The sequence below is a fragment of the Saccharopolyspora erythraea NRRL 2338 genome (genome assembly GCF_000062885.1).
In the GTDB taxonomy this organism is placed as follows: domain Bacteria; phylum Actinomycetota; class Actinomycetes; order Mycobacteriales; family Pseudonocardiaceae; genus Saccharopolyspora_D; species Saccharopolyspora_D erythraea.
The window spans coordinates 1910600-1934402 of sequence record NC_009142.1; the positions used below are offsets into that span (position 1 = coordinate 1910600).

A 23803-nucleotide genomic window follows, 5' to 3' on the forward strand; every position below is an offset into this window, starting at 1 on the left:
CGCCGCGACCGCGGGGGCTCAGCGCCGGTTGCGGCGCTCCCACAGGAAGCGGAGGGCCAGCACGATCACGACCAGCAGCCCCGCCGCGATGACGAGCTTGCCCAGTGGGCTGGACAACCCCGTCGGATCTGCCTGCGCGAGCAGTGCGGTGGTGAACACGGCTCCACCATGCCACGACCGGTCGTAGGCTGGGCGACGATGCGCCACACAGTTTTCCGCCGTTGGATGGCGGACGAGTTCGGACCGACCAGGGCCGAGATGCTCGCCCAGGACCACGTGCTGTCGTCGCTGGGCGGACGCACCGCGGACGAGGCCCTGGAAGCCGGCATGCCGCCGAAGGAGGTCTGGACGGCGGTCTGCGACGCGTTCGAGGTGCCGCCCGAGCGGCGCTGAGCCGCTGGTCGGCACCTCGAGTCGGCCCCTGGCGCGTCGCGGCCTACGGTTCCCGCGCTATACCGGTCCGGCGGTGCGTGCCCACGCCGGGCCTGGTCCGCGGGGGCGTGCTGTCAGCGGGCGCGCCTTCGCCGGGGGCGCCCACACCGGGTGCGCTCTCGCCTTCACCGGGTGCGGTCGGTTTGCCCTCCGCCGGGAAGTCCGCCCACAGGTTCTGCGCGCTGATCTCCTGGTCCGGGGTGCGGCCGCTCTCCGCGTAGTGCTGGTAGGCGCGGCGGCGCTCCTCCTGCTGGTGCCGCCAGGCGTCGGCGCGCACCATCCGCTCCTGCTTGGGCGTCGGATGCCCCTCGGCGAAGGCCATCTCGGCCTCGGTCAGCTCGTCGTCGGACGCCGACGGGACCTCGTTGGTGACCTCCTCCACGGGCTCCTCGTCCGGCGGCGGCTCGTGGTGGCGGTAGCGGTAGTACGGGTTGTCCTCCGGCAGCCGGCCCGCGATCCGGCCGTAGGTCCCCAGGAAGGTCAGCAGCATGCCCGCGACCAGGCTGAAGATGACGTTGGGCCAGCGGAACGCCAGCAGGTTGAACGGCGTCTCCATGACCGCCAGGTTGGCCAGCCCGGACACGAAGAACAGCACGCCGATCACGGTGGTCGTGGTGGAGGCGATCGCGCCGCCCCACACCGCCGCGCCGACCAGGATCGCGCCGACGAGGATCGAGATCACCGACAGCAGCCCGTTGGAGGACAACCCGAGCAGCACGGCACCCTCTGTGCTCAGGAAGGGGAGCTGGTTGGCCAGCCCCAGCACGCCGAAGGCCAGCAGCCCCGCGCCGAAGATGGCGGCGCCGACGCGGTAGATCTTGCTGAGCGGGTGGTCCGGCGGCAGATAACGATCCATTCTCATCGCGGCGCCTCCCCGGGTGCTGCGTTGACCTGTCGACCACGTTGATCTGTCGACAACAGAGTCCCCATTCGCCGCACTCCTTACACGTTCACTCGAACGAGTAGCGCGACTGGCGTGTCGGTACCTAGATCGAACACCCGTTCGTCTAGTATGGCGGCAGCGGGATCGGGCGATGCGCAGGCGGCGGCCCCGCGGGTGAATTGTCGGTCCCGACCCGTAGCGTCGGTGCTGACGCAGAGACGACGTTCGACTTCGACCGAGGTGGACCCCCGATGGCAGCGACACCCGACAAGGGCAAGGCGCTAGAGCTCGCCCTCGCACAGATCGACAAGCAGTACGGCAAGGGATCGGTTATGCGGCTCGGCGACGAGACGCGCGCGCCGATCGAGGTCATCCCGACCGGCTCGATCTCGCTGGACGTGGCGCTGGGGATCGGTGGCCTGCCGCGGGGCCGGATCGTCGAGGTCTACGGCCCGGAGAGCAGCGGTAAGACGTCGGTGGCGCTGCACGCCGTGGCCAACGCCCAGAAGCTGGGCGGCACGGCGGCGTTCATCGACGCCGAGCACGCGCTGGACCCGGAGTACGCCAAGGCGATCGGGGTCGACACCGACTCGCTGCTGGTGTCCCAGCCCGACACCGGTGAGCAGGCGCTGGAGATCGCCGACATGCTGATCCGCTCCGGCGCGCTGGACATCATCGTCATCGACTCGGTGGCCGCGCTGGTGCCGCGCGCCGAGATCGAGGGCGAGATGGGCGACAGCCACGTCGGTCTGCAGGCGCGGCTGATGAGCCAGGCGCTGCGGAAGCTGACCTCCGCGCTCTACAACGCCAAGACCACGGCGATCTTCATCAACCAGCTCCGGGAGAAGGTCGGCGTGATGTTCGGCTCCCCGGAGACCACCACCGGTGGCAAGGCGCTGAAGTTCTACTCGTCGGTGCGTCTGGACGTCCGCCGGATCGAGACGCTGAAGGACGGCTCGGACGCGGTCGGCAACCGCACCCGCGTCAAGGTCGTCAAGAACAAGGTCGCGCCGCCGTTCAAGCAGGCCGAGTTCGACATCATCTACGGCATCGGCATCAGCCGCGAAGGCTCGCTGATCGACATGGGCGTCGAGCAGGGCATCATCCGCAAGTCCGGTGCCTGGTACACCTACGAGGGCGACCAGCTCGGTCAGGGCAAGGAGAACGCCCGGAAGTTCATGCGCGAGAACCCTGACGTCGCCAACGAGATCGAGAAGCGGATCAAGGAGAAGCTCGGCATCGGAGCGCAGGTCGACGCCGAGACCGCCGACCCGGCACCGGTCGACTTCTGAGCCTCTGCCGCTCCTCGGCTCCCCACCGGGCCGCCGGAGGCGGGGCGGGGTGGGGAGCGGGCGGTCGGGATGCTTGGGGTGTCGGGCGGTCCGGGGATCCGAGGTGCCGGGCGGGCCGGGGAACGGTCGCGGCACCGGGCGGTCTGGGAACGGATCGGTTGGGTTGCCGGGCGGTCGGGATGCTTGGGGTGTCGGGCGGCCTGGGGATCGGGTCGGTTCGGATGCCGGGCTGCTGGATTGCTCGCGGTCCGGGGCCGGGCTGATTGGGTTGCCGGGTGGCCGGGATGTTCGGGGTGCCGGGCCGTCTGGGGGCACGGGTCGGTTGGGATGCCGGGCTGCTGGATTGCTCGGGGTGCCAGGCGGTCCGGGGCCGGGCTGATTGGGGTGCCGGGCTGCCGGGGCCGATCGGGGAACGGGTGGATCTGGAAGCGACCGTGGCTGGGCATGCCTGGTTCTGGGTGAGGGCACAGTGGGTGGAGACACTGCGGATGGCGCCGAAGTGGGTGCTGCGGGCGTGAGTCCCGCGACCGGCGGCCTCGATGGCGATGACACCGGCGGCGACACCGTCGCCGAAGGCGCGGCTGTCGATGAGGTGACGGCTGCCGGTGGTCCGGTGGCCGGGCGGGTGCCTGGGGTGGTCACCGCCTCGGCGTTGTCGGCTGCGGGCGGTGGCGCAGCCCCTGGTGGGCGCAAGCGTCGGCGGTCGGCGATCTCCGCCGAGGCTGCTGAGGCCGCCAACGAGGAGTCGGTTTCCTCAGCGGATCCGGACGAGCCCAAGCGTGCTCGGGGTTCCCAGCGCTCCGGCTCGACTCAGCGTTCCAGCTTGTCCCAGCGCTCAGGCTCTTCCCGGCGGTCTGGCAGGTCCCGGAGTTCCCGTGCCTCCGAGCAGTCGGCTGCCTACGGCGAGTCCGACTCGGCCGAGGATTCCGCCGCGTCCGAGCACTCCGACTCGCCCGGACGTACCGGTTTGCCTGGACGGACCGGCTCGCCCGAGCAGTCCGCCAGCTCAAAGGGGTCCGAGTCGCCGGGCCGGTCCGAGTCGCCTGAGCAGGTGGCCCGCGACACCGTCTACCGGTTGCTGGCCGCTCGGGCGCGCAGTCGGTCCGAGCTGCGGCAGGCGTTGCTGCGCAAGGAGATCGACGAAGACGTCGCCGACGACGTGCTGCAGAAGTTCGCCGATGCGGGCCTGATCGACGATGCCGCGTTCGCCGAGACGTGGGTGCACGCCAGGCAGCGCAACAAGGGGCTCGGACGCAGGGCGCTCGGTTTCGAGCTGCGCCGCAAGGGCGTTGACGAGACCCTGGTCGAAGCCGCTTTGTCCACTATGGACGAAGATGTCGAGGTGGAGCGCGCCCGCGAGCTGGTGCGGCGCAAGCTCCGATCGCTGGGTTCGGCCGACTACACGGCGAAGATGCGCAGGCTGGTCGGAATGCTGGCGCGCAAGGGCTATTCCGAAGGGCTCGCGTACCGCGTGGCCAAGGAAGAACTGGAACGCTCGGGTTCGAACTCCGAAGACGCCGCCGCAGACGGCCATCCTCCCGACGACTTCTGACCTGGCTGGGCATCGGCCCCGCCGACCGAGAACATCGAGTGCGGTCGCGCGTTCTCACGATTGAGACGCCGGTACCGGATTGTCGTGGCGGCATCGTAGAGTCACCGACCATGACGAGTCTTGCCGATAAGCCGAGGAGCCCGCGACACATCGTCTGGGACTGGAATGGAACTCTCCTCGACGACAACCACGCCGTGGTGTCGGCGGTGAACGAGGTGTGCGCGGCCTTCGAGCGCGAGCACATCGACATCGACGAGTGGCGCGCCGTTTTCAGCCGTCCGCTGCTCCAGTGCTACGAGCGCCTGCTGAGGCGTTCCCTCAGCGACGAGGACTGGGCTCGCATCGACGTGCTGTACCACGACGCCTACCGGGAGCTGCTCCACACGTGCGGGTTGGCGAAGGGTGTCCCGCACGCGCTCGAGGACTGGCGGGAGACCGGGCGTACGCAGTCGCTGCTGTCGATGTGGTTCCACGAGGAGCTGGTGGCGCTGGTGACGCAGCTCGGCCTGCACGGGCTGTTCGCGCGGATGGACGGTCTGCGCGCGGAGATCGGCGGCGGTTCGAAGGCGACCCACCTCGAACGGCACCTGTCCGAACTCCGGCTGGACCCGGCCGACGTCGTCCTGATCGGCGATGTCGTCGACGACGCCGAAGCGGCCCGGCACGCGGGTACATCCTGCGTGCTGGTGACGACCGGCGTGATGAGCCGCTCGAAGCTGGAAGGCACCGACTTCCCGGTCGTCGACTCGATCCCGGAGGCACTGGCCCTCCTGAACTGACGGAGCGGGCGACGCGGGCGGCGGAGCAAGCCCGTCGGGAGAACCAGCCGCGGGGTGATTCCGAGGGCGGACCGGCGGAACTCCGAGGGCGGACCGGGGTGATTCCGAGGGCGGACCGGGGTGATTCCGAGGGCGGACCGGGGCAACTCCGAGCGGGCGGGCTCCGAGGAACGGAGCCTGAGGAACGGAGCCTGAGGAACGGAGCCTGAGGAACGGAGCCTGAGCGAACGGACTCCGAGCGAACGGACTCTGAGCGGGTGGACCCCGGGGCGGACGGAAACCCCTCGCGGGCGGAAACCTCGCAGGCGGAAGCCTCGCGCCGAAAACCGAACGGGCTCGAGAGCCTTCCCGGCTCCGGACCTGAAGCCTGAGGCCTGCGGTCGCATGCTGGGGCCGGGCGATCCGCTTACCCGGCCCCGCACACAAGCGAGCCCCTGCGGGGCCTCAGCCGAGGGCGGAGGCCTGGCGGGCCAGGGCCTCGACCTGGCCCCACGAGCCGGTGTCGAGCAGCTTCTTCGGCGTCAGCCACGAGCCGCCGACGCAGCCGACGTTGGCCAGCGCGAGGTACTTCGGCGCGGTCTCCACGCTGATCCCGCCGGTCGGGCAGAACCGCAGGCCGGGCAGGGGCCCCGCGATCGCCTTCAGGTACGGCACGCCGCCGCTGGGCTCGGCGGGGAAGAACTTCATCGCCGTGACGCCCCGCTCGGCCAGCGCCATCGCCTCCGACACGGTGCTCACCCCCGCCAGGTAGGGGATGCCGGCGCTCTCGACGTCGTCGAGCAGCTTCGGCGTGCTGCCGGGCGTGACGACGTAGCGCGCGCCCGCCTTGGCCACCAGCTCGGCCTGTCCGGGCTCGGTGACCGTGCCAGCGCCGACGACCACGTCGGGCACCTCGGCCGCGATCCGCTCGATCGCGGGCAGACCGGCCGGGGTGCGCAGCGTGACCTCGATGGTGCTGATGCCGCCGCGCAGCAGCGCCTCCGCCAGCGGCACGGCGTGCTCGGGGTCGTCGAGCGCCACCACCGGCACCACCGGGCTGAGCGTCAGTACGTCGGCTGCGGTGTTGATCGCCTTGTTCATCGTGAGAGTCCTCGGTGCTTGGTCTTCGTGCCGGGTTCGGTCGTCATGCCGGCAGGTCGCTGGGCGTGCGGGCCGCCTGGGCGCCGGCGAACACGCTAGCGCCCTGGTCGGCGCGGCCCACGGCGGTCCGGAACGCGGTGAACAGCTCCCGGCCGGTGCCGAACTGGGTGGCGGCCGCGCCTGGGGCGGGGGTCCTCGCGTGCAGCTCGTCGTCGGGGATCAGCGCCTCGAGGGTCCCGCGCTCGGCGTCGAGGCGGACCATGTCGCCGTCGCGCAGCTTGGCCAGCGGCCCGCCCGCGGTGGCCTCCGGGGTGAGCTGGATCGCCGCCGGGATCTTGCCCGAGGCGCCCGACATGCGGCCGTCGGTGACCAGCGCGACCTGGTGGCCGCGGTCCATCAGCACGCCCAGCGCGGGGGTGAGCCCGTGCAGCTCCGGCATGCCGTTGGCCTGCGGGCCCTGGTTGCGGATGACGACCACGACGTCCTGGTCGAGCTCGCCCGCCTTGAACGCCGCGGTGAAGTCGTGCTGGTCGTCGAAGATCCGCGCGGGGGCGTTGACCACGCGGTGCTCGCGCTTGACCGCCGACACCTTGATGACCGAGCGGCCCAGGTTGCCGTCGAGCACGCGCAGGCCGCCTTCGGGAGCGAAGGGCTCGTCCACACCGCGCAGCACGTCCGGGTCGAGGCTGCGCTTCGGGGCGTCGCGCCAGACCAGTTCGCCGTCCTCCAGGAACGGCTGCTGCCGGTAGCGGTCGAGGCCGGGGCCGGCCACCGTCCGGACATCGGGGTGCAGCAGTCCGGCGTCGAGCAGCTCGCCGACCAGCGTCTGCACCCCGCCCGCGGCGGCGAAGTGGTTGATGTCGGCCGAACCGTTGGGGTAGACGCGGGCCAGCGACGGCACCACCGCCGACAGGTCCGAGAAGTCGTCCCAGGTCAGCTCGATGCCCGCGGCGGCGGCGATCGCGGGCAGGTGCAGCGTGTGGTTCGTCGAGCCGCCGGTGGCCAGCAGGCCGACCACGCCGTTGACGATCGTCTTCACGCTGATGATCTCGCCGATCGGGGTGTAGTCCTCGCCGCGGGAGATCTGGACGACGCGGCGCGAGGCCTCTTCGGTGAGGGCCTTGCGCAGGGGCGTGCCGGGCGCGACGAAGCTCGCCCCGGGCAGGTGCAGGCCCATGACCTCGACAACGAGCTGGTTGGAGTTGGCGGTGCCGTAGAAGGTGCAGGTGCCGGGGGAGTGGTAGGAGGCGGACTCGGCCTCCAGCAGCTCGTCCCGGGTGGCCTTGCCCTCGGCGAACAACTGCCGGATGCGGCTCTTCTCCCGGTTGGGCAGGCCGGAAGGCATCGGGCCCGCCGGCACCAGCAGGGTCGGCAGGTGCCCGAACGCCAGCCCGCCGATCAGCAGACCGGGCACGATCTTGTCGCACACGCCGAGCAGCAGGGCGCCGTCGAACATCTCGTGGGACAGGGCGACGCCGGTGGCCATCGCGATGACGTCGCGGGAGAACAGCGACAGCTCCATGCCGGTGCGGCCCTGGGTGATCCCGTCGCACATCGCGGGCACCCCGCCCGCGAACTGCGCGACGCCGCCGGCCTCGCGCACCGCGTCCTTGATCCACTCGGGGAACTCGGCGAACGGCTGGTGCGCCGAGAGCATGTCGTTGTAGGCGGACACGATCGCCACACCGGGCTTGGTCTCGCCGCGGATCGCGATCCGGTCCGCGCCGCCGCACGCCGCGAAGCCGTGGGCGAGGTTGCTGCAGGGCATCCCGGCGCGCACCGGGCCTTCCGAGGCCGCCTGGCGGATCCGGTCGAGGTATCCGCCGCGGCTGGCCGCACTGCGGTCCGCGATCCGCTGCGTGACCTGTTCAACGACAGGATGAATGGGCGCGTTCGCCGTCATTCGTCGCCTCCTGGAGCGCTGGTGGTGGTGACGATCGAGGGCGACGACGTTGGCGCCTCTGTCGAGCCGTGACTGCAGCCACACTAACGGGTGTGACGCTGATTTCAAAAACCGATTCAGTACTCGATCTTCGTCACGCCGGTTCGCCCGCATGGCGGCGGCAAGATCGGCCATGATGTGGTGGAGTCCGATCGAGCGAGGGGGAGCACATGCGCATCCGGGTGCTCGCGGCCGTGCTTGCGGCCTGCGCGACGTTGTCGGCCTGCGGTGGCGGGGCGCAACCGAACGCCGTGGTCCCGCAGCCGCTGCCGCCCGCCCCGACCAGCACGGCGGCGCCGCCGGACGGCTCGGTGGACCTGGACGGCTCGCCGACCGTCGAGAAGATCAAGCAGCGCGGCAAGCTGCTGGTCGGCCTGCGCTCGGACGCGCCCGACATGGTGCGCCGCGTCAGCGCGGGGGAGTACCAGGGCTTCGACGTGGAGGTCGCGGGCATCCTCGCCGCGGGCATGGGCCTGGACCCGCGCACCCAGATCTCCTACCGCTGGCTGCCGTCGGACCTGCGGGCCAACGCGATGACCGCGGGCAGCGTCGACGTCCAGCTCGGTGGGTTCGATCGTGGTGCGCCGCAGTTCGCCGGCGCGGGCCCGTACGCGGTCGTCGGCGGCCCGGGCGCGGAGGTCGAGCACTACGTCGGTTTCAACCCGGGTGACGACGCGATGGGGGAGGAGCTGGACCGCATCCTGGACGCCGCGGTCGCCGACGGGCGTTGGCAGCGGGCCTACGACACCGCGCTGGCGCCGAGCGGCGTCCGGGCCAGGCCCGCACCGTAGTGCACCCGGGAGAATCGGTTCCGCGAACAACGCCTGGAATCGCTGCCGCAGCGACCCCTGGCAATTATCAATGGCTGTTCTCCTCTGTGATTTTTTCTCGGTGAATAGCGCTCTGCGCAGGCGTTTTTCGTTGACCAAAGCTGTCGCGTCGGAATCGACCGGCTTGACGGAATTGCACGACGATCGACCTCGTCACATCTAGTTGTTTAGCGCAACCATTTAGTTAGCCTGGGGAAACACAACGAGGTGAGGAGATCAATGTCTGCGAACGAGCAGTGGGACATCGTCTCCGGCGTCGGCATCACGGCGCTGGCGGTCGCCGTCGCCCGTGCTCGGGAAAGCCGGCGCGACGACCGGCTGATCGACGACCCGTACGCGGAACCGCTGATCCGGGCGGCGCAACCGCCGGTGCCGATGTCGGGGGACGGCGGCGAGGCCGGCGCCCTGTGGCACGAGATGACCGACTACGTCAGCGTCCGTTCCCGCTTCTTCGACGAATGGTTCGCCCGGGCCTGCGCCGCTGGTACCCGCCAGGCGGTCGTCCTGGCCTCCGGGCTCGACACCAGGGCGTTCCGGCTGGAGTGGCCGGAAGGCTTCCGGGTCTTCGAGATCGACCAGCCCAAGGTCCTGGAGTTCAAGGACGGCACCCTGGCCGCCGAGGGCGTGCGCGCCTCCTGCGAACGCCACGCGGTGGCGGTGGACCTGCGTGACGACTGGGCGTCCGCGCTGGTCAAGGCCGGGTTCGACCCCGCGCTGCCCACGGCCTGGCTCGCCGAGGGGCTGCTGCCCTACCTGCCGCCGGAGGCAGAGGCGAACCTGCTGGCCACCGTGCACGACCTGTCCGCCCGGGGCAGCCGCATCGCGATCGAGAGCATCGCGCTGGCCAGGTCGGCGCTGCTGGGCGCCGACCTCGACGACACCGCGCGGGAGTGGGGCATCGACCTCAAGGGCCTGTTCAGCCTGGAGGACCGCCCCGACCCCGGCGACGTGCTGGCCCAGCGGGGCTGGAGGGTGCACCGCGACCCGGTCGGCGACCTCGCCGCCGGCTTCCGGCGGCCCCTGAGCGACCGCGCGCAGCAGTTGGGGGCGGCGGGCGAGATGGTCACCGCGCAGCGCGACTGACGCCACGGCGCGAGCGGGGCTCGGACCGGGCGGTCCGAGCCCCAGCCGTCACTCGCCGGTCGGCGCCCCGCCGGTCGCGGCGAGCCGGTCCTCCGCCGGGGCGGCGATGACCCGGGTCTTCTTGCCGCGGCGGTTTCGCCGGTCGAGGAAGTTGGCGAACCAGGTCAGCAGCAGGCACATCGAGATGTAGAGGGCCGCCACGACCATGCTGACCGGGATGATCGGCCGGTCCAGCGTCGGCACGCCGCCGAGGTAGCGGGCGTAGTACAACAGCTCCTGGTATGTGATCAGGAAACCGAGCGCGCTGTCCTTGAGCAGCACCACGAGCTGGCTGATGATCGCGGGCAGCATCATGCGCACCGACTGCGGCAGCACCACGAACCGCATCACCTGGTTCTTGCGCATGCCGATCGAGTACGCCGCCTCGGTCTGTCCCCTCGGCAGGGCGTTGACCCCGGCCCGGAAGACCTCGGCGAGCACCGAGCCGTTGTAGAGGGTCAGCCCGAGCACCACCGACCAGTACTGGCCGAAGTTCACGCCCAGCCCCGGCGCCGCGTAGTAGAGGAAGAAGATCAGGATGACCAGCGGGATCGCGCGGAAGAACTCCACGATCCCGGCGCACGGCACCCGCAGCCACGCGTGGTCGGAGAGCCGCCCGAGGGCGAAGACCGCGCCGAAGGCCAGCGCCAGCACCGCACCGGTGGCGAACGCCCCGACGGTGTTGCCCAGCGCGCGCACCAGCTCGACCTGGATCTGCTCGTAGAGCAGCCATTCCCACTTGCTCGCGTCGAACTGGCCGGTCTGGTAGAAGCGCAGCAGCACGTAGCCCACCGCGCCGACCACGACCACGATGCTGATCGCGCCGATGAGCCGGTTGCGGGTGATCGCGCGCGGCCCGGGGGAGTCGAACAGGACGTTGCTCATCGGGCCACGCTCCAGCGCTTCTCGAAGCCGCGCTGGATCAGCGTCAGCGGGATCACCAGGATCAGGAACCCGACCGCGATCCAGACGAAGGCGTTGATCGTCGGCTCGCCCTCCTCGTTGAGGAACGGGATGACCGAGCCGACCTCGTTGACGCTGAAACCGGCGGCCACGGTGGTGTTCTTCAGCAGCGCGATCAGCACGCTGACCATCGGCGGGACCACCGCGCGGAACGCTTGCGGCAGGATCACGTTGGTCAGCGACTGGGCGAAGCCCAGACCGATGGAACGCGCCGCCTCGGCCTGGCCGACCGGCACGGTGTTGATGCCGGACCGCAGCACCTCGCAGACGAAGGCCGAGGTGTAGACGGTCAGGGCGATGACCGCGGCGGTGAAGAACGGGAACTGGAGCAGCTCCAGCTTCGGGTAGGCGAAGACGAAGAAGAAGAAAACCAGGGTCAGCGGGGTGTTGCGCAGCAGGGTCACGTAGCCGGTGCCGACCGCGCGCAGCGCGGGCACCGGGCTCACCCGCAGCGTGGCCAGAAGCGTGCCGAGGACCAGGGAACCGACTCCAGCCAGCAGGAAGAGCTCGATCGTACGCAGGAATCCCCTGGCGAGGACGTCCCCGTACTCCACCAAGATGTCGATCAACTTGTTGCTCCAGGACGGAATCGGGTGCCCGGAACCGGCCGGCTCCGGGCACCCGACTGACGGGTCAGTAGCGGTCGACCGGCGGCGGCTCGGCGCCGGTGCCGGACTTGCCGAGGGTCGCGTCGTAGACGCGCTTCCACTCGCCGCTCTTCGCGGCCTGCTCCAGGACGTCGTTGATCTTGTTGCGCAGGGCGATGTCGTCCTTGGCGACCCCGATGCCGTAGGGCTCCTCGGAGAAGGTCTTGCCGACGACCTTCAGCTTGTCCGGGTCCTGCGCGGCGTAGCCCTTGAGGATCGCGTCGTCGGTGGTGACGGCGTCGATCTGGCCGTCGAGGAGCTGCTGCACGCACTCGGAGTAGCGCTGGAACTCCACGATGTTCTGCGGCTCGGTGAGCTGCTGCTCCTTGACCCGCTGGATCGGGGTCGACCCGGTCGCCGAGCACACCTTCTTGCCCTTGAGCGTCTCCGGGCCGGTGATGTCGGTGTTGTCCTTGCGGACCAGCACGTCCTGGCCGGCCATGAAGTACGGGCCGGCGAAGCCGACCTGCTCCTTGCGCTTGTCGTTGATGGTGTAGGTGCCGACGTAGTAGTCGACCTCACCGGTGGCGAGCGCCTGCTCCCGCGCGGTGCTCGGGATCGGCTTGTAGTCGATCGCGGTGTTGGGGTCCAGCCCGAGCTGCGCGGCCACCAGGCGGGCGATCTCGATGTCGAAACCGGAGTACTGGCCGGTCACCGGGTCGCGGAACCCCAGGCCAGGCTGGTCCTCCTTGACCCCGACGGTCACCCGGCCGCGCTGCTTGATCCGGTCGAAGGTCGGTGAGCCCGGCACCTGCACGTTCTGGGCGACGTTCTGCTGCACCTGCGGCTCACCACCGCCCGGTGCGCCCTCGCGCCCGCACCCGGTCAGGGCCAGCGCCAGCGTCGTCGCCAGCACCGCCCCCAACCGCAAACCCTTGGCTCGCATGTCGGTTTCCCCTCTCTGGAGATCGTCCGTCTCAGTGGGTGAGGATCTTGCCGAGGAAGTCCTTGGCGCGGTCGCTCTCGGGCGCGCTGAAGAACTTCTCGGGAGTGGAGTCCTCGACGACCTCACCGTCGGACATGAAAAGCACCCGGTGGGCCGCGCGGCGCGCGAAGCCCATCTCGTGCGTCACGACCAGCATGGTCATGCCTTCGGCGGCCAGGCTGGTCATGACGTCGAGGACCTCGTTGACCATCTCCGGGTCCAGCGCCGAGGTCGGCTCGTCGAACAGCATGACCTTCGGCTTCATCGCCAGCGCGCGGGCGATGGCCGCCCGCTGCTGCTGGCCGCCGGAGAGCTGCGCGGGGTACTTGTCGGCCTGGTCGGCGATGCCCACCCGCTCGAGCAGGCCGATCGCCTCCTTGCGGGCCTGCTCCTTCGCCAGCCCGCGGACCTTGGTCGGCCCGAGCGTGACGTTTTCCAGGATCGTCTTGTGGGCGAAGAGGTTGAACTGCTGGAACACCATGCCGACGTCGGCGCGCAGGGCCGCCAGCGCGCGGCCCTCGGCCGGCAGCGGCGTGCCGTCCACGGCGATGGAGCCCGCGTCGATCGGCTCCAGGCGGTTGATCGTGCGGCACAGGGTCGACTTGCCGGAGCCGGAGGGACCGAGCACGACCACGACCTGCCCCCGCGGCACGTCCAGGGTGATCCCCTTCAGCACGTGCAGCGCCCCGAAGTGCTTGTCGACCGCGGACATCCGGATCATCGGCGCATCCGTCGCGGCTGCGGTCATTCGTTCTCCTGCTGGGCGTGGGATTCGGACACGATGGCCGAAACCTAAGCCGCCCGGCGGGGATAGTCCAGATGGAACGGGTCAACGCAGATTGCAACTCGGTTACACCCCGTGTCCGCGCTGCTGGGCGAGCCGCTTTCACCCGTCTCCGGCAACGCCTCTACCCTGGGTAACAGGGCCCGGGAGGACCCGGTGGGCGTGGACCACCGGAGTGACGCGGCGCGCGGCTCCAGCGGTGGTGGACCCGCCGAGACCGGCGCCACCTCGATCGTGAGTCCGACAGCGTGAGAGAAGGTTGGGTGTGACCCGCAGCTACCAGATCCGCACGTACGGCTGCCAGATGAACGTGCACGACTCCGAGCGCCTCGCGGGCATGCTCGAGGACGCCGGGTACGTGCGCGCGGGCACCGACGTCGACCCGGACGTGGTCGTGTTCAACACGTGCGCGGTGCGGGAGAACGCCGACAACCGCCTCTACGGCAACCTGGGCCACCTGCGTCCCGCCAAGGACCGCAACCCCGGCATGCAGATCGCCGTCGGCGGCTGCCTGGCGCAGAAGGACCGCGGCGAGATCGTCAAGCGCGCGCCCTGGGTCGACGTCGTCTTCGGCACCCACAACCTCGGTTCGCTGCCGACGCTGCTGGAGCGCGCGCGGCACAACGAGGAGGCCGAGGTCGAGATCCTGGAGTCCCTCGACGTCTTCCCCTCCACGCTGCCCGCCCGCCGCGAGTCGGCCTACTCCGGCTGGGTCTCGGTGTCGGTGGGCTGCAACAACACCTGCACCTTCTGCATCGTCCCTGCGCTGCGCGGCAAGGAGAAGGACCGCAGGCCGGGCGAGATCCTGTCCGAGGTGCAGGCCCTGGTCTCCGAGGGCGTGCTGGAGGTGACGCTGCTCGGGCAGAACGTCAACGCCTACGGCGTGGAGTTCGGCGACCGGTTCGCCTTCGGCAAGCTGCTGCGCTCCTGCGGTGAGATCGAGGGGCTCGAACGCGTGCGCTTCACCTCGCCGCACCCGCGCGACTTCACCGACGACGTCATCGCCGCGATGGCCGAAACGCCCAACGTCTGCCACCAGCTGCACATGCCGCTGCAGTCCGGCTCCGACCGGGTGCTCAAGCAGATGCGCCGCTCCTACCGCTCGCAGCGCTACCTCGACATCCTGCGCAAGGTGCGCGAGGCCATGCCCGACGCGGCCATCACCACCGACATCATCGTCGGCTTCCCCGGTGAGACCGAGGAGGACTTCGAGGCGACGATGCAGGTCGTGCGCGAGGCCCGCTTCGCCAGCGCCTTCACCTTCCAGTACTCCAAGCGGCCGGGCACCCCGGCGGCCGAGATGGAGGGCCAGCTGCCCAAGGAGGTCGTCCAGCAGCGCTACGACCGGCTGATCGAGCTGCAGAACCAGATCTCCTGGGACGTCGGCAAGGAGCTGGTCGGCAGGTCCGTCGAGCTGCTGGTCGCCGAGGGCGAGGGCCGCAAGGACACCGAGACCCACCGGCTGAGCGGCCGGGCGCGCGACGGCAGGCTCGTGCACTTCACCCCGGTCGGCGCCGTCGACGGGCAGGTGCGGCCCGGCGACGTCGTGCACACCACGATCACCCGTGCGGCGCCGCACCACCTGGTCGCCGACTCCGAGATCACCGCGCACCGCCGCACCCGCGCGGGCGACCACTGGGAAGAGGGCGTGCGCCCGAAGACCTCCGGCGTCAGCCTCGGCCTGCCCTCCTTCGGCGCCCCGCCCGCGCAGCCCGCCGCGCAGCAGGGATGTGCGTGTTGAGCGAGCGCGACCCGCGGCACCCGGAAGAGGAGGAGAACGTGTCCGAGACCGCCGGTGCGGGTGCGGAGCTGGCAAGGACCGAGCGGGAGCTGCTGCGCAGGTTCGACCCCGGCTCGCGCGCCCTGGTCATCGCCGGGGTGATGCTCGTGCTCGTGCTCAGCTCGGTGCTGCCGTGGGTCGGCGGCGCGGCGGGCTGGCAGGTGCTGGTCGGCCAGGCCGACCCCGCGCTGCACGTCGGCCTGCTGCCCAGGCTGTTCTCGATCAACTCCACCATCGTGGGCATCGCGGTCGGGGCCCTGGCGCTGGTGACCAGGCGCTGGGCGATCGCCTGGATCGCCGCGCTGGCCGGGGTGGTGGTGTCGTTCGAGGGCGTGATCGCCATCTGGTCGCGCCAGACCGTGCCCAACGCGGGCCCCGGCATCGGGCTCGTCCTGGCCGTGGTGTGCATGTTCGTGCTGGCCATCCAGTGGCTGCGGATCGTCTGGTCCCGCGACTGACCCCCGAGCTGTGAAAAGGCCCCGGATCGCTCCGGGGCCTTTTCGCGCGCGGTGTCCCGCCGGACGGGACATCGACCTTCTTGATCAGTTCAGACGGACTCCCGAGCCTTCGGCGGTCGCACTCGAAGCACCTCGGCGCGGATCAGCGGTCGGCCAGCGCCTGCTCCGCGGCCGACAGCCACTCCCGCCACTGCTGGGCCTGCTCGTCGGCCTTCTTCGCGCGCCGCTCGTCACCGGCCGCGCGGGCCTTGCTGGCCTGCGCCTCGAACTGCTCGACCCGGTCGCGGAACTGGTCGACCCTGGCCTGGGCCTCCGGGTCGGTGCGGCGCCACTGGGCGTCGGAGGCGGACCTGACCTTGTCGGCCACCGCCCGCAGCCTGCCCTCCAGCTCGCGCATCCGCTCGCGGGGCACCTTGCCGATCTCGTCCCACCGCTCCTGGATGCGGTGCAGCTGGTTCTGCGCCGCCTTGAGATCGGCGGACGGGTCGATCTGCTCGGCCTCGGCCAGCAGCTCCTCCTTGAGCTTGGCGTGCTCGGCGAACTCGGCGTCGCGCTCGTTGAACGCCTCGGAGCGGCGGGCGAAGAACCGGTCCTGCGCGGCGCGGAAGCGCTGCCACAGCGCCTCGTCGGTCTCGCGCGGCGCCCGGCCCGCCGCCTTCCAGTCGGCCATGAGCTGCTTGTAGCGGCTGGCCGTCGGACCCCAGTCGGTGGACTCGGTCAGCGACTCGGCCTCGTCGACCAGCTCCTGCTTGCGGGACTTGGCCGCGGCCCGCTGGCGGTCGAGGTCGGCGAAGTGCGAACCGCGCCTGCGGTTGAAGGCGTCCCGGGCCTTGGAGAAGCGCCGCCACAGCTGCTCGTCGGTCTTGCGGTCGACGCCGCGGACGGTCTTCCACTCATCGAGGATGGCGCGCAGCCGGTCGCCCGCGCTCTTCCAGTGGGTGGCCTCGGCGCCGATCTGCTCGGCCTCGACGACCAGCGCCTCCTTGCGCGCGACGGCGTCGGCCCTGGCCTGCTCCTTCTCCACCTTGGCGTGCTCGACGGCCCGCTCGGCGCTGGCCACGACGTGGTCGACCCGCGCGGCCAGTGCATCGAGGTCGCCGACGACGGCGGCCTCGGCCAGGCCATCGCGCAGGTGGCGGGCGCTGGTCAGGGTGTGCTTGGGCTCCCCGGCGTGGGTGCCCAGGCGGGTCTCCAGCAGCTCCACCTCGGTGAGCATGTCGTCGAACTTGCGCGCGTAGTGCGCCAGCCCCTCCGCCGCGTCACCGGCCTGCCACGAACCCACGGCGCGTTCGCCGTCGGGGGTGCGGACGTACACCGTGCCGTCGGTGTCCACCCGGCCCCACTTCGAGGGATCGGCGGACGCGGCAGGCACTGCGGGCGCGGTGCCGGCTGTACCGGCCTTGCCGGTGGTCGAGTCCGCAGCCTTGTTGGCGGCGGTCTCCGGGGTCGTGTCCTGGTGCGTCATGGCCGGCTTCCTCCTTGCGTGCCCGCTCCGGTGCCCGTGTCGAGCACGGGCGCCCCGCCGCGGCGGGGCCCAGCAAGCGTCGACCCGAACCCGTTGCCGGTCCGGCCTCCGCTGGCGCATTCAAACAGGTGGCGGCGCGAACCGGTACCTCGAGGCGCGCTTGCTGCGCCCCGGGCGCCGAAGCGGCGAACCGGACTCGTGACCCGCACGGCGTTCATTGTGATCGCCCGGGTCCGAGGTCGCAGACGGTGGTGGCGACAAGCCGCTGCCACGGCGTCGCCCGATCGCCGAGTCCCTGCTCCGCTCACTCTCGTCCGTGACCTCTACCGTGGACAGGTGTGATCACCCGTGTCGCTGTGGTGCCGTACCCGCCGTTGCTGATTCCGGAACTGACCGTGCGGTCCGGAGCGGAAACAGCACAACTGCGGGGCGCCTGCTTGCGCGCCGTGTCCAGTCTGACGGAAGTCGCGGCCGAATGGGTGGCGGTTGGCGTAGATCGTTTCGGTCCCGCGGTGCTCGGACCCGCCACGACCGGCACCTTCGCCTCCTTCGGGGTCGACGTGCCGGTCTCGCTGAGCGCCGCGCAGGCGCCCGCCGGAGGTGCCGACCCGCTGCTGCCGCTGCCCGCGCTGGTCACCGGCTGGCTGCGTGCCCAGGCGGGTGCGGCACGGGCGACGGCCCACCTGCTCGCGCCGGACCTCGATGCGCAGCGGTGCCGGGAGTACGGCCGCGAACTGGCCGCCGGTCCGGACCCGGTGGGCCTGCTGGTGCTGGCCGACGGCACGAACTGCCGCACGGAGCGCTCGCCGAACCCGCCCCACGAGCGCGCCGAGCCGGTCGACGAACTGCTGCGCACCGCTCTGGCCGAGGCCGACGCCGACCGCCTGCTGGAACTGGACGCCACCGTGGCCGCGCAGGTCGGCGTCGAGGGGCGGGCGGCGCTGCACGCGCTGGCCGGAGCGGCGGAGGACGGCCGGTGGCGGGGCAAGCTGCTCTACTCGGACGTGCCGTTCGGCGTGACCTACCACGTGGCCGTCTGGTCGCGGCTCTAGCGCGGAGTCGCCGACGCCGCCCCGAGTACTACGTCCCCACAGGTTCTAAGGTCGAGTTGTGTCCACAGTGTCCTCATCCCGAGGGTCCGCGCCGCGCCTGCTGGCGATCGTCGGGCCCACCGGCACCGGCAAGTCGGAGCTGGCCGTCGACCTCGCCGAGGAGCTCGGCGGCGAGGTGGTCAACGCCGACGCCATGCAGCTCTACAAGGGCATGGACATCGGGACCGCCAAGCTGACGACCGCCGAGCGGCGCGGCGTCCCGCACCACCTCCTCGACGTCCTCGACGTGACCGAGACCGCCTCGGTGGCCGCCTACCAGCGCCACGCCCGCCACGCCGTCGAGGAGCTGCTGGAAGCGGGCCGCACGCCGCTGCTCGTCGGAGGCTCCGGTCTCTACGTCCAGGCCGTGCTGGACGACCTCGCCTTCCCCGGCACCGACGAACAGGTCCGGGCGCGCTGGGAGGAAGAGCTGCACCTGCACGGCGCGGCCGTCCTGCACCGGCGCCTGCGGGAGCTGGACCCGGTGGCCGCCGACGCGATCCTGCCCACCAACGGCAGGCGCCTGGTCCGCGCGCTCGAGGTCATCGAGATCACCGGCAGGCCGTTCTCCGCGCACCTGCCCAAGCCCGGCCCGCCCCGCTACGGCGCGGTGCTGGTCGGGCTGGACCGGGAGGTCGCCGAGCTGGACGACCGCATCGACCTGCGGGTGACGCGGATGTTCGACAACGGCCTGGTCGAGGAGGTCCGCGAGCTGGAGAAGCAGGGCCTGCGGCGCGGCCGGACCGCCTCCCGCGCCCTCGGCTACCAGCAGGTGCTCGCCGAGCTCGACGGTGCGGGCGACATGGCCGCCGCCGCGGCCGAGACCGCGAAGCTGCACCGCAGGTTCGTCCGGCGTCAGCGCTCGTGGTTCCGGCGGGACAAGCGCATCCACTGGTTCGACGCCGCCCGGCCGGGCCTGGCAGGCGACGTGCGGGCGCTGCTGGATACGTAGACTGGCGGCGTGCGTTACTCCGATGGGGCCCAGTTCGGCGAGGGACCGCTGTTCCTCAAGGGCCACGGCACCGAGAACGACTTCGTCATCCTGCCCGACCCCGACGGCGAGCTGAAGCTCACCGACTCCCGGGTGCAGGCCCTGTGCGACCGCAGGCGCGGGCTCGGCGCCGACGGCGTGCTGCGCGTCGTGCGCACCGCGGCCCTGGAGGACGCGCCGGACTCCGTCCCGGGCGACGTGTGGTTCATGGACTACCGCAACGCCGACGGGTCGGTCGCCGAGATGTGCGGCAACGGCGTCCGGGTCTTCGCCAACTACCTGGTCCACGCGGGGCTGGCCGAACCGGGGGAGATCCCGGTCGGCACCCGGGCAGGTGTGCGGCCGGTCGTGACGCGCGCCGACGGCCGGGTGACCGTGGACATGGGACCCGCCGCCCTGTTCGGCCGGTCGCGCACCGCGGTCGGCAAGGAGAACTTCCCCGGCGTCGCCGTCGACCTCGGCAACCCGCACCTGGCCTGCGTGACCGAAGCGGACCTCGACGGCCTCGACCTGTCGTCGCAGCCGCCGTTCGACCCGCAGGTGTTCCCCAAAGGGGTGAACATCGAGTTCGTGCAGCGCACCGGGCCCGGCCGGGTGCGGATGCGCGTGTACGAGCGGGGCGTCGGCGAGACCCGCTCCTGCGGCACCGGGACCGTCGCCGCCACCGTCGCCGCGCTGGACGCCGACGGTGCCACCACGGGGCACCGGATCGTCGACGTGCCTGGTGGGACGGTCGAGGTGGAAGTGACCGAGCAGACCTCCACCCTCACCGGACCGGCCGTGCTCGTGGCCGCGGGCCGGCTCGACGCGCTGTGGTGGGAACTGGCGTGACCGGCGGTTCCCACGTCCGAAGGCTGAAATCAAGTCGCGTGGCGTGGGACAATGGGCTTGATATGAAGAAATCCGCAATCAGGTCCGCCGACTTCCACCCCGCCGAGAGCAACGGGGCCGTGCCCCACGACTCCGCGTTCGGCCAGGCAGAAGCCGACGTCTACGAAGCCATCCTCGCCGAGGAACCTTCCACGGGTGAAATGGAGCTCGCCGACCGCAACTCGTTGCGGCGGGTGTCCGGCCTGTCCACCGAGCTCGCCGACATCACCGAGGTCGAGTACCGGCGGCTGCGCCTGGAGCGGGTCGTCCTGGTCGGTGTGTGGACCGAGGGCGACGCCCAGCACGCCGAGGACTCGCTGGCCGAGCTCGGCAGGCTCGCCGAGACGGCGGGCTCGGAGGTGCTGGAGGGGCTGGTCCAGCGCCGCGATCGCCCCGACCCGTCCACCTACGTCGGCTCGGGCAAGGTCCGCGAGCTGCGCGAGGTCGTGGTCGCCACCGGCGCCGACACCGTCATCTGCGACGGTGAGCTCTCGCCCGGCCAGCTCCGGCAGCTGGAGGACAAGCTCAAGGTCAAGGTCATCGACCGGACGGCGCTGATCCTGGACATCTTCGCCCAGCACGCCAGCTCCAAGGAGGGCAAGGCCCAGGTCGAGCTGGCGCAGCTGCAGTACCTGCTGCCGCGGCTGCGCGGTTGGGGTGAGGCGATGTCCCGGCAGGCCGGTGGCCGTGCCGGCGGCGCGAGCGGCGGTGTCGGAACCCGTGGTCCCGGTGAGACAAAGCTGGAGACCGACCGGCGGCGCATCCACAAGCGCATCAGCAAGCTGCGCAAGGAGATCGCCGCGATGCGCACGGTCCGCGGCACCAAGCGGGGCCGTCGCGAGGCCAACGCCGTGCCCGGCGTGGCCATCGCCGGCTACACCAACGCGGGCAAGTCCAGCCTGCTCAACGCCCTGACCGGTGCGGGCGTGCTGGTCGAGGACGCCCTGTTCGCCACCCTGGACCCGACGACCCGCCGCGCGGACACCCCCGACGGCAGGCCGCACACGCTCACCGACACGGTCGGCTTCGTCCGCCACCTGCCGCACCAGCTGGTCGAGGCGTTCCGCTCGACGCTGGAGGAGGTCACCGGGGCGGACCTGCTGGTCCACGTCGTCGACGGCGCGGAGCAGGCGCCGCACGAGCAGGTCGCGGCGGTCCGCGAGGTGCTCACCGAGATCGCCGAGGACCACGGGGCGCCGGTCCCGCCGGAGCTGCTGGTCGTCAACAAGATCGACTCGGTGGCTCCGACGCGGATGGCCGAGCTGCGCAGGCTGCTGCCCGGCGCGGTGTTCGTCTCCGCGCACAGCGGTGAGGGCGTCGAGGCGCTGCGGGAGATCATCGCCGACCGCCTGCCGCGGCCGGAGGTCTTCGTCGACGCGCTGGTGCCCTACACGCGCGGTGAGCTGGTGGCGCGGGTGCACTCCGAAGGGGAACTGGTCGACGAGGAGCACACCGCCGAGGGCACCCGGCTGCGGGCGAAGGTCCGTTCCGACCTGGCCAGCGCGCTGAAGCCGTTCGTGGGCGCTGGGTGAGGTCGGCCCGTTGGGGCGGTGCGGCCGCGGTCGCACTGCTGCTGGCGATGCCGTCCGGCGCGGTGGCGAGCGCTCAGGCGCAGCCCGTTCCCGAGCCGCGGGAACGGTGCCGCGTCGGTGATTCCGACCTCGACGAGTTGTCCGGCCTGGCCTCCGACGGCCGGTCCTGGTACGCCGTGAACGACGGCGGCAGCTCGCTGGAGGTCTACGTACTCGACCCGGCGGACTGCTCGGTGCGCGACGTGCGGACCGGGTCGGCGAACCCGTACGACGTCGAGGACCTCGCCCTCGGCGCCGACGGCACGCTCTGGCTGGCCGACACCGGGGACAACGACCGCGACCGCGACTCCATCGCTCTGCACGCCCTGTCGCCCCGCGGCGGTTCGACCTTGTACCGGCTGACCTATCCGAACGGCCCGCGCGACGCCGAGGCGCTGTTGCTGGACCGCGCGGGCGTGCCCTACATCGTGACGAAGGAGCCCATCGGCCCGGCGGGTGTGTACCGGCCGGCCGGGGCGCTGGCTCCGGGCGGCACCGTGCCGATGGAACGGGTGGGCACGATCTCGCTGCGCTCGACGAACACGCCGGGCGGACCGCTTTCGGGGAGCATCGGGTCGGTGCTGGTCACCGGCGGTGCTGCCAGCCGCGACGGCACCGTGGCGGCGATCCGCACCTACACCGAGCTGTACCTCTTCGACGCCCCGGACGGCGACCTGGCGGCGGCGTTCGCGCGCCCGCCGGTGCGCGTGTCGGTGCCGGGCGAACCCCAGGGCGAGGCCATCGCCTGGGAACCCGACGGCACGCTCCTCACGGCGTCGGAAGGAACGGGCGAGCCCGTGCGTGCACTCGCGGGAGCGGCCGACCTGGCACGGAACCACCCACCCGACACGCCACCCACCCCCACACGCGACGGCGGCGGCGAAGGCAGCGGCGACAACGCCTCCCCACCCGTACCGCCGCCATCGACGACGGGGGCAGACCTGTCGAACGGCCAACTGCTGCTCCTGTGCCTCGGCGCGGCAGGCGTCCTCGTCTTCCTGACCCGCAGAGCCCGCCGCAAACAGTAGTGCGGATCCTGCGGCGGTCCGCCGCCAGTGGCACGAACACCACCGGCACGTGCTTTGTAGCGCCATCGCCACCGTCATCCGACGCCCGTAATGGCACCGCGCTGTCAACGGCGGCCGAATGTGGACCCGGCTGCGGCGGCTGAAAATGGACCCACCCTGGTTGTTGATGTTTAGTCGTTGGTGTTGGTGGCCGCGGGCACGCGGCCGAGGTCTTGGCGGTCTTTGAGGCGGTAGCTGTCTCCTTTCAGTGAGATGACTTCGGCGTGGTGCACGAGGCGGTCGATCATGGCGGCGGCGACGACGTCGTCGCCGAAGACCTCGCCCCAGCGGCCGAAGGGTTTGTTGCTGGTGACGATCAGGCTGGCTCTCTCGTAGCGGGCGGAGACCAGCTGGAAGAACAGGTTCGCGGCTTCGGCTTCGAACGGGATGTAGCCGACCTCGTCGATGATCAGTAGCGGGATCCGGCCGAGTTTGACCAGTTCCTGCTGGAGTCGTCCGGCGTGGCTGGCCTCGGCGAGCCGGGCTACCCACCCGGCGGCGGTGGCAAACGAGACGCGGTGTCCGGCCTGGCAGGCCCGGATCCCGAGTCCGATCGACAGGTGGGTCTTGCCGGTGCCGGGAGGCCCGAGGAAGACCACGTTTTCCTTGCCCGCGATGAAGTCCAGTGTCCCGAGATGTGTGATCGTGTCGCGTTTGAGGGAGCGTTGGTGATCGAAATCGAACTCCTCCAGCGACTTCCTGCTCGGGAACCGGGCGGTGCGGATGCGGCCCTCGCCGCCGTGGGATTCGCGGGCGGCGACCTCGCGTTGCAGGCAGGCCGCCAGGAACTCCTCGTGGGACCAGTCCTCGGCCCGGGCTCGTTCAGCCAGCCGCTCGACCGCCCCGGCCAGCGACGGTGCCTTCAATGCCCGGGCGAAGTAGGCGATCTCGGAAGCCACGTTGCGACTGTTGCTGCTGGTGGTAGTGGGTTTGCCGGGCATCACGCCACCCCTTGGCCCTCGGCGGTGGCGGCTGTGTCGAGGCCGAGTGCGCGGTCGTAGTCGGCCAGCTCGCGGTGCTCGACGGGTGTGTCGACCGGACGCAGGCTGGCCCGGCAGGCCTGGTGACGCAGCCTGGCCGCGGCGGTGGCGTGATCGGGATCGGTGATGCTCTGGTGCACTGCCCAGCACCGGTCATGCCGGGCGACCAGGCGGCCCTGGCAGGTCACGGTCACCGTGTCGAGATCGCCGGTGATCTCGACGCGGTGACCGATCGCCGACGGGTGCACCGAGTAGTCGTTGGAGCCTGTCAAGTGGTTTGTGTATAGGACTTTGGGTGG

Annotated in this window: 24 protein-coding genes; 13 read left to right on the forward strand and 11 right to left on the reverse strand. The window is 71.1% G+C overall.

What is annotated here, in order from left to right; genetic code table 11:
• Nucleotides 1-18 precede the first annotated feature (18 nt).
• Nucleotides 19-159 carry a hypothetical protein gene (locus tag SACE_RS37465; protein WP_009943801.1) on the reverse strand — a complete coding sequence of 47 codons (141 nt, stop codon included), beginning with the start codon at nucleotides 157-159 and terminating at the stop codon, nucleotides 19-21.
• Nucleotides 160-198: 39 nt separating this feature from the next.
• Here SACE_RS37465 and SACE_RS08530 point away from each other — a divergent pair, with 39 nt between their 5' ends.
• Nucleotides 199-393 carry a DUF3046 domain-containing protein gene (locus SACE_RS08530; RefSeq protein ID WP_029621436.1) on the forward strand — a complete coding sequence of 65 codons (195 nt, stop codon included), beginning with the start codon at nucleotides 199-201 and terminating at the stop codon, nucleotides 391-393.
• 43 nt (nucleotides 394-436) lie between these two features.
• Here SACE_RS08530 and SACE_RS08535 read toward each other — a convergent pair whose 3' ends face one another.
• Nucleotides 437-1294, reverse strand: coding sequence for a DUF4383 domain-containing protein (locus SACE_RS08535; RefSeq protein ID WP_011873453.1), 858 nt, complete (start codon nucleotides 1292-1294; stop codon nucleotides 437-439).
• Between the two features lie 272 nt (nucleotides 1295-1566).
• Here SACE_RS08535 and recA point away from each other — a divergent pair, with 272 nt between their 5' ends.
• The 3 genes from recA to SACE_RS08555 all read left to right on the forward strand — a co-directional run bounded on the left by recA (nucleotide 1567) and on the right by SACE_RS08555 (nucleotide 4938).
• Nucleotides 1567-2607 (forward strand): recombinase RecA, encoded by a 1041-nt coding sequence (gene recA, locus SACE_RS08540; RefSeq protein ID WP_009943797.1) that lies wholly within the window; start codon nucleotides 1567-1569, stop codon nucleotides 2605-2607.
• A gap of 1051 nt (nucleotides 2608-3658) precedes the next feature.
• Nucleotides 3659-4159, forward strand: a complete 501-nt coding sequence (locus SACE_RS08550; RefSeq protein WP_009943796.1) for a regulatory protein RecX — start codon at nucleotides 3659-3661, stop codon at nucleotides 4157-4159.
• 110 nt (nucleotides 4160-4269) lie between these two features.
• The gene (locus tag SACE_RS08555; protein ID WP_011873454.1) at nucleotides 4270-4938 is read left to right on the forward strand and encodes an HAD family hydrolase; all 669 of its coding nucleotides are present in this window, start codon (nucleotides 4270-4272) and stop codon (nucleotides 4936-4938) included.
• A gap of 444 nt (nucleotides 4939-5382) precedes the next feature.
• On the opposite strand, the gene eda is transcribed toward SACE_RS08555, so the two are convergent.
• Both eda and edd read right to left on the reverse strand, forming a co-directional pair.
• Nucleotides 5383-6018, reverse strand: coding sequence for a bifunctional 4-hydroxy-2-oxoglutarate aldolase/2-dehydro-3-deoxy-phosphogluconate aldolase (gene eda / locus SACE_RS08560; protein ID WP_009943794.1), 636 nt, complete (start codon nucleotides 6016-6018; stop codon nucleotides 5383-5385).
• Nucleotides 6019-6061: 43 nt separating this feature from the next.
• Nucleotides 6062-7921, reverse strand: coding sequence for a phosphogluconate dehydratase (gene edd, locus SACE_RS08565; RefSeq protein WP_009943793.1), 1860 nt, complete (start codon nucleotides 7919-7921; stop codon nucleotides 6062-6064).
• A 209-nt stretch (nucleotides 7922-8130) separates the two neighbouring features.
• On the opposite strand from edd, the gene SACE_RS08570 reads away from it, so the two are divergent.
• Nucleotides 8131-8751, forward strand: a complete 621-nt coding sequence (locus tag SACE_RS08570) for a transporter substrate-binding domain-containing protein (protein ID WP_009943792.1) — start codon at nucleotides 8131-8133, stop codon at nucleotides 8749-8751.
• Between the two features lie 258 nt (nucleotides 8752-9009).
• Nucleotides 9010-9873 (forward strand): SAM-dependent methyltransferase, encoded by an 864-nt coding sequence (locus tag SACE_RS08575; protein ID WP_009943791.1) that lies wholly within the window; start codon nucleotides 9010-9012, stop codon nucleotides 9871-9873.
• 48 nt (nucleotides 9874-9921) lie between these two features.
• Here the strand turns inward: SACE_RS08575 and SACE_RS08580 are convergent, their stop codons facing one another.
• From SACE_RS08580 to SACE_RS08595, 4 genes are all read right to left on the reverse strand, one after another.
• Nucleotides 9922-10797: an amino acid ABC transporter permease gene (locus tag SACE_RS08580; protein ID WP_009943790.1), complete on the reverse strand. Its 876-nt coding sequence runs from the start codon at nucleotides 10795-10797 to the stop codon at nucleotides 9922-9924.
• Nucleotides 10794-11441, reverse strand: a complete 648-nt coding sequence (locus SACE_RS08585; RefSeq protein WP_029621434.1) for an amino acid ABC transporter permease — start codon at nucleotides 11439-11441, stop codon at nucleotides 10794-10796. The genes SACE_RS08580 and SACE_RS08585 overlap by 4 nt, the downstream gene beginning before the upstream one ends.
• Nucleotides 11442-11508: 67 nt before the next feature.
• The gene (locus tag SACE_RS08590; RefSeq protein ID WP_009943788.1) at nucleotides 11509-12408 is read right to left on the reverse strand and encodes a glutamate ABC transporter substrate-binding protein; all 900 of its coding nucleotides are present in this window, start codon (nucleotides 12406-12408) and stop codon (nucleotides 11509-11511) included.
• A gap of 31 nt (nucleotides 12409-12439) precedes the next feature.
• Complete coding sequence (locus SACE_RS08595) at nucleotides 12440-13168, reverse strand: amino acid ABC transporter ATP-binding protein (RefSeq protein ID WP_009943787.1); 729 nt, start codon at nucleotides 13166-13168, stop codon at nucleotides 12440-12442.
• Nucleotides 13169-13496: 328 nt separating this feature from the next.
• Here SACE_RS08595 and miaB point away from each other — a divergent pair, with 328 nt between their 5' ends.
• Nucleotides 13497-14972 (forward strand): tRNA (N6-isopentenyl adenosine(37)-C2)-methylthiotransferase MiaB, encoded by a 1476-nt coding sequence (miaB, locus tag SACE_RS08600; protein ID WP_009943786.1) that lies wholly within the window; start codon nucleotides 13497-13499, stop codon nucleotides 14970-14972.
• Entirely contained in the window at nucleotides 14960-15469 is a 510-nt protein-coding gene (locus tag SACE_RS08605; RefSeq protein ID WP_044547209.1) for an Rv2732c family membrane protein, read from the forward strand. The genes miaB and SACE_RS08605 overlap by 13 nt, the downstream gene beginning before the upstream one ends.
• 142 nt (nucleotides 15470-15611) lie before the next feature.
• Here the strand turns inward: SACE_RS08605 and SACE_RS08610 are convergent, their stop codons facing one another.
• Nucleotides 15612-16934 carry a DUF349 domain-containing protein gene (locus SACE_RS08610; RefSeq protein WP_009943784.1) on the reverse strand — a complete coding sequence of 441 codons (1323 nt, stop codon included), beginning with the start codon at nucleotides 16932-16934 and terminating at the stop codon, nucleotides 15612-15614.
• A 512-nt stretch (nucleotides 16935-17446) separates the two neighbouring features.
• Between SACE_RS08610 and SACE_RS08615 the strand changes: the two genes are divergently transcribed.
• From SACE_RS08615 to SACE_RS08635, 5 genes are all read left to right on the forward strand, one after another.
• Nucleotides 17447-17986: a class III extradiol ring-cleavage dioxygenase family protein gene (locus SACE_RS08615; RefSeq protein ID WP_011873458.1), complete on the forward strand. Its 540-nt coding sequence runs from the start codon at nucleotides 17447-17449 to the stop codon at nucleotides 17984-17986.
• A 58-nt stretch (nucleotides 17987-18044) separates the two neighbouring features.
• Complete coding sequence (gene miaA / locus SACE_RS08620; protein ID WP_011873459.1) at nucleotides 18045-18977, forward strand: tRNA (adenosine(37)-N6)-dimethylallyltransferase MiaA; 933 nt, start codon at nucleotides 18045-18047, stop codon at nucleotides 18975-18977.
• Nucleotides 18978-18986: 9 nt separating this feature from the next.
• Nucleotides 18987-19847 carry a diaminopimelate epimerase gene (gene dapF / locus SACE_RS08625; RefSeq protein WP_009943780.1) on the forward strand — a complete coding sequence of 287 codons (861 nt, stop codon included), beginning with the start codon at nucleotides 18987-18989 and terminating at the stop codon, nucleotides 19845-19847.
• Between the two features lie 200 nt (nucleotides 19848-20047).
• Nucleotides 20048-21418: a GTPase HflX gene (gene hflX / locus SACE_RS08630; RefSeq protein ID WP_231850044.1), complete on the forward strand. Its 1371-nt coding sequence runs from the start codon at nucleotides 20048-20050 to the stop codon at nucleotides 21416-21418.
• The gene (locus SACE_RS08635; RefSeq protein ID WP_009943778.1) at nucleotides 21415-22485 is read left to right on the forward strand and encodes a hypothetical protein; all 1071 of its coding nucleotides are present in this window, start codon (nucleotides 21415-21417) and stop codon (nucleotides 22483-22485) included. The genes hflX and SACE_RS08635 overlap by 4 nt, the downstream gene beginning before the upstream one ends.
• A gap of 170 nt (nucleotides 22486-22655) precedes the next feature.
• Here SACE_RS08635 and istB read toward each other — a convergent pair whose 3' ends face one another.
• Both istB and SACE_RS08645 read right to left on the reverse strand, forming a co-directional pair.
• Nucleotides 22656-23465, reverse strand: a complete 810-nt coding sequence (gene istB / locus SACE_RS08640) for an IS21-like element helper ATPase IstB (RefSeq protein ID WP_044547211.1) — start codon at nucleotides 23463-23465, stop codon at nucleotides 22656-22658.
• Complete coding sequence (locus tag SACE_RS08645) at nucleotides 23465-23776, reverse strand: Mu transposase domain-containing protein (protein WP_009951672.1); 312 nt, start codon at nucleotides 23774-23776, stop codon at nucleotides 23465-23467. Before SACE_RS08645 ends, istB begins: the two co-directional genes overlap by 1 nt.
• Nucleotides 23777-23803: the final 27 nt, after the last annotated feature.

What these genes read in the sequence shown, in the direction of transcription:
- SACE_RS08530 (WP_029621436.1), top strand. Translation starts at nt 199, where the DNA reads ATGCGCCACACAGTTTTCCGCCGTTGGATGGCGGACGAGTTCGGACCG.
- SACE_RS08535 (WP_011873453.1), bottom strand. Translation starts at nt 1,294, where the DNA reads ATGAGAATGGATCGTTATCTGCCGCCGGACCACCCGCTCAGCAAGATC.
- recA (WP_009943797.1), top strand. Translation starts at nt 1,567, where the DNA reads ATGGCAGCGACACCCGACAAGGGCAAGGCGCTAGAGCTCGCCCTCGCA.
- SACE_RS08555 (WP_011873454.1), top strand. Translation starts at nt 4,270, where the DNA reads ATGACGAGTCTTGCCGATAAGCCGAGGAGCCCGCGACACATCGTCTGG.
- eda (WP_009943794.1), bottom strand. Translation starts at nt 6,018, where the DNA reads ATGAACAAGGCGATCAACACCGCAGCCGACGTACTGACGCTCAGCCCG.
- edd (WP_009943793.1), bottom strand. Translation starts at nt 7,921, where the DNA reads ATGACGGCGAACGCGCCCATTCATCCTGTCGTTGAACAGGTCACGCAG.
- SACE_RS08570 (WP_009943792.1), top strand. Translation starts at nt 8,131, where the DNA reads ATGCGCATCCGGGTGCTCGCGGCCGTGCTTGCGGCCTGCGCGACGTTG.
- SACE_RS08575 (WP_009943791.1), top strand. Translation starts at nt 9,010, where the DNA reads ATGTCTGCGAACGAGCAGTGGGACATCGTCTCCGGCGTCGGCATCACG.
- SACE_RS08580 (WP_009943790.1), bottom strand. Translation starts at nt 10,797, where the DNA reads ATGAGCAACGTCCTGTTCGACTCCCCCGGGCCGCGCGCGATCACCCGC.
- SACE_RS08590 (WP_009943788.1), bottom strand. Translation starts at nt 12,408, where the DNA reads ATGCGAGCCAAGGGTTTGCGGTTGGGGGCGGTGCTGGCGACGACGCTG.
- SACE_RS08595 (WP_009943787.1), bottom strand. Translation starts at nt 13,168, where the DNA reads ATGATCCGGATGTCCGCGGTCGACAAGCACTTCGGGGCGCTGCACGTG.
- SACE_RS08605 (WP_044547209.1), top strand. Translation starts at nt 14,960, where the DNA reads ATGTGCGTGTTGAGCGAGCGCGACCCGCGGCACCCGGAAGAGGAGGAG.
- SACE_RS08610 (WP_009943784.1), bottom strand. Translation starts at nt 16,934, where the DNA reads ATGACGCACCAGGACACGACCCCGGAGACCGCCGCCAACAAGGCTGCG.
- hflX (WP_231850044.1), top strand. Translation starts at nt 20,048, where the DNA reads ATGGAGCTCGCCGACCGCAACTCGTTGCGGCGGGTGTCCGGCCTGTCC.
- istB (WP_044547211.1), bottom strand. Translation starts at nt 23,465, where the DNA reads ATGCCCGGCAAACCCACTACCACCAGCAGCAACAGTCGCAACGTGGCT.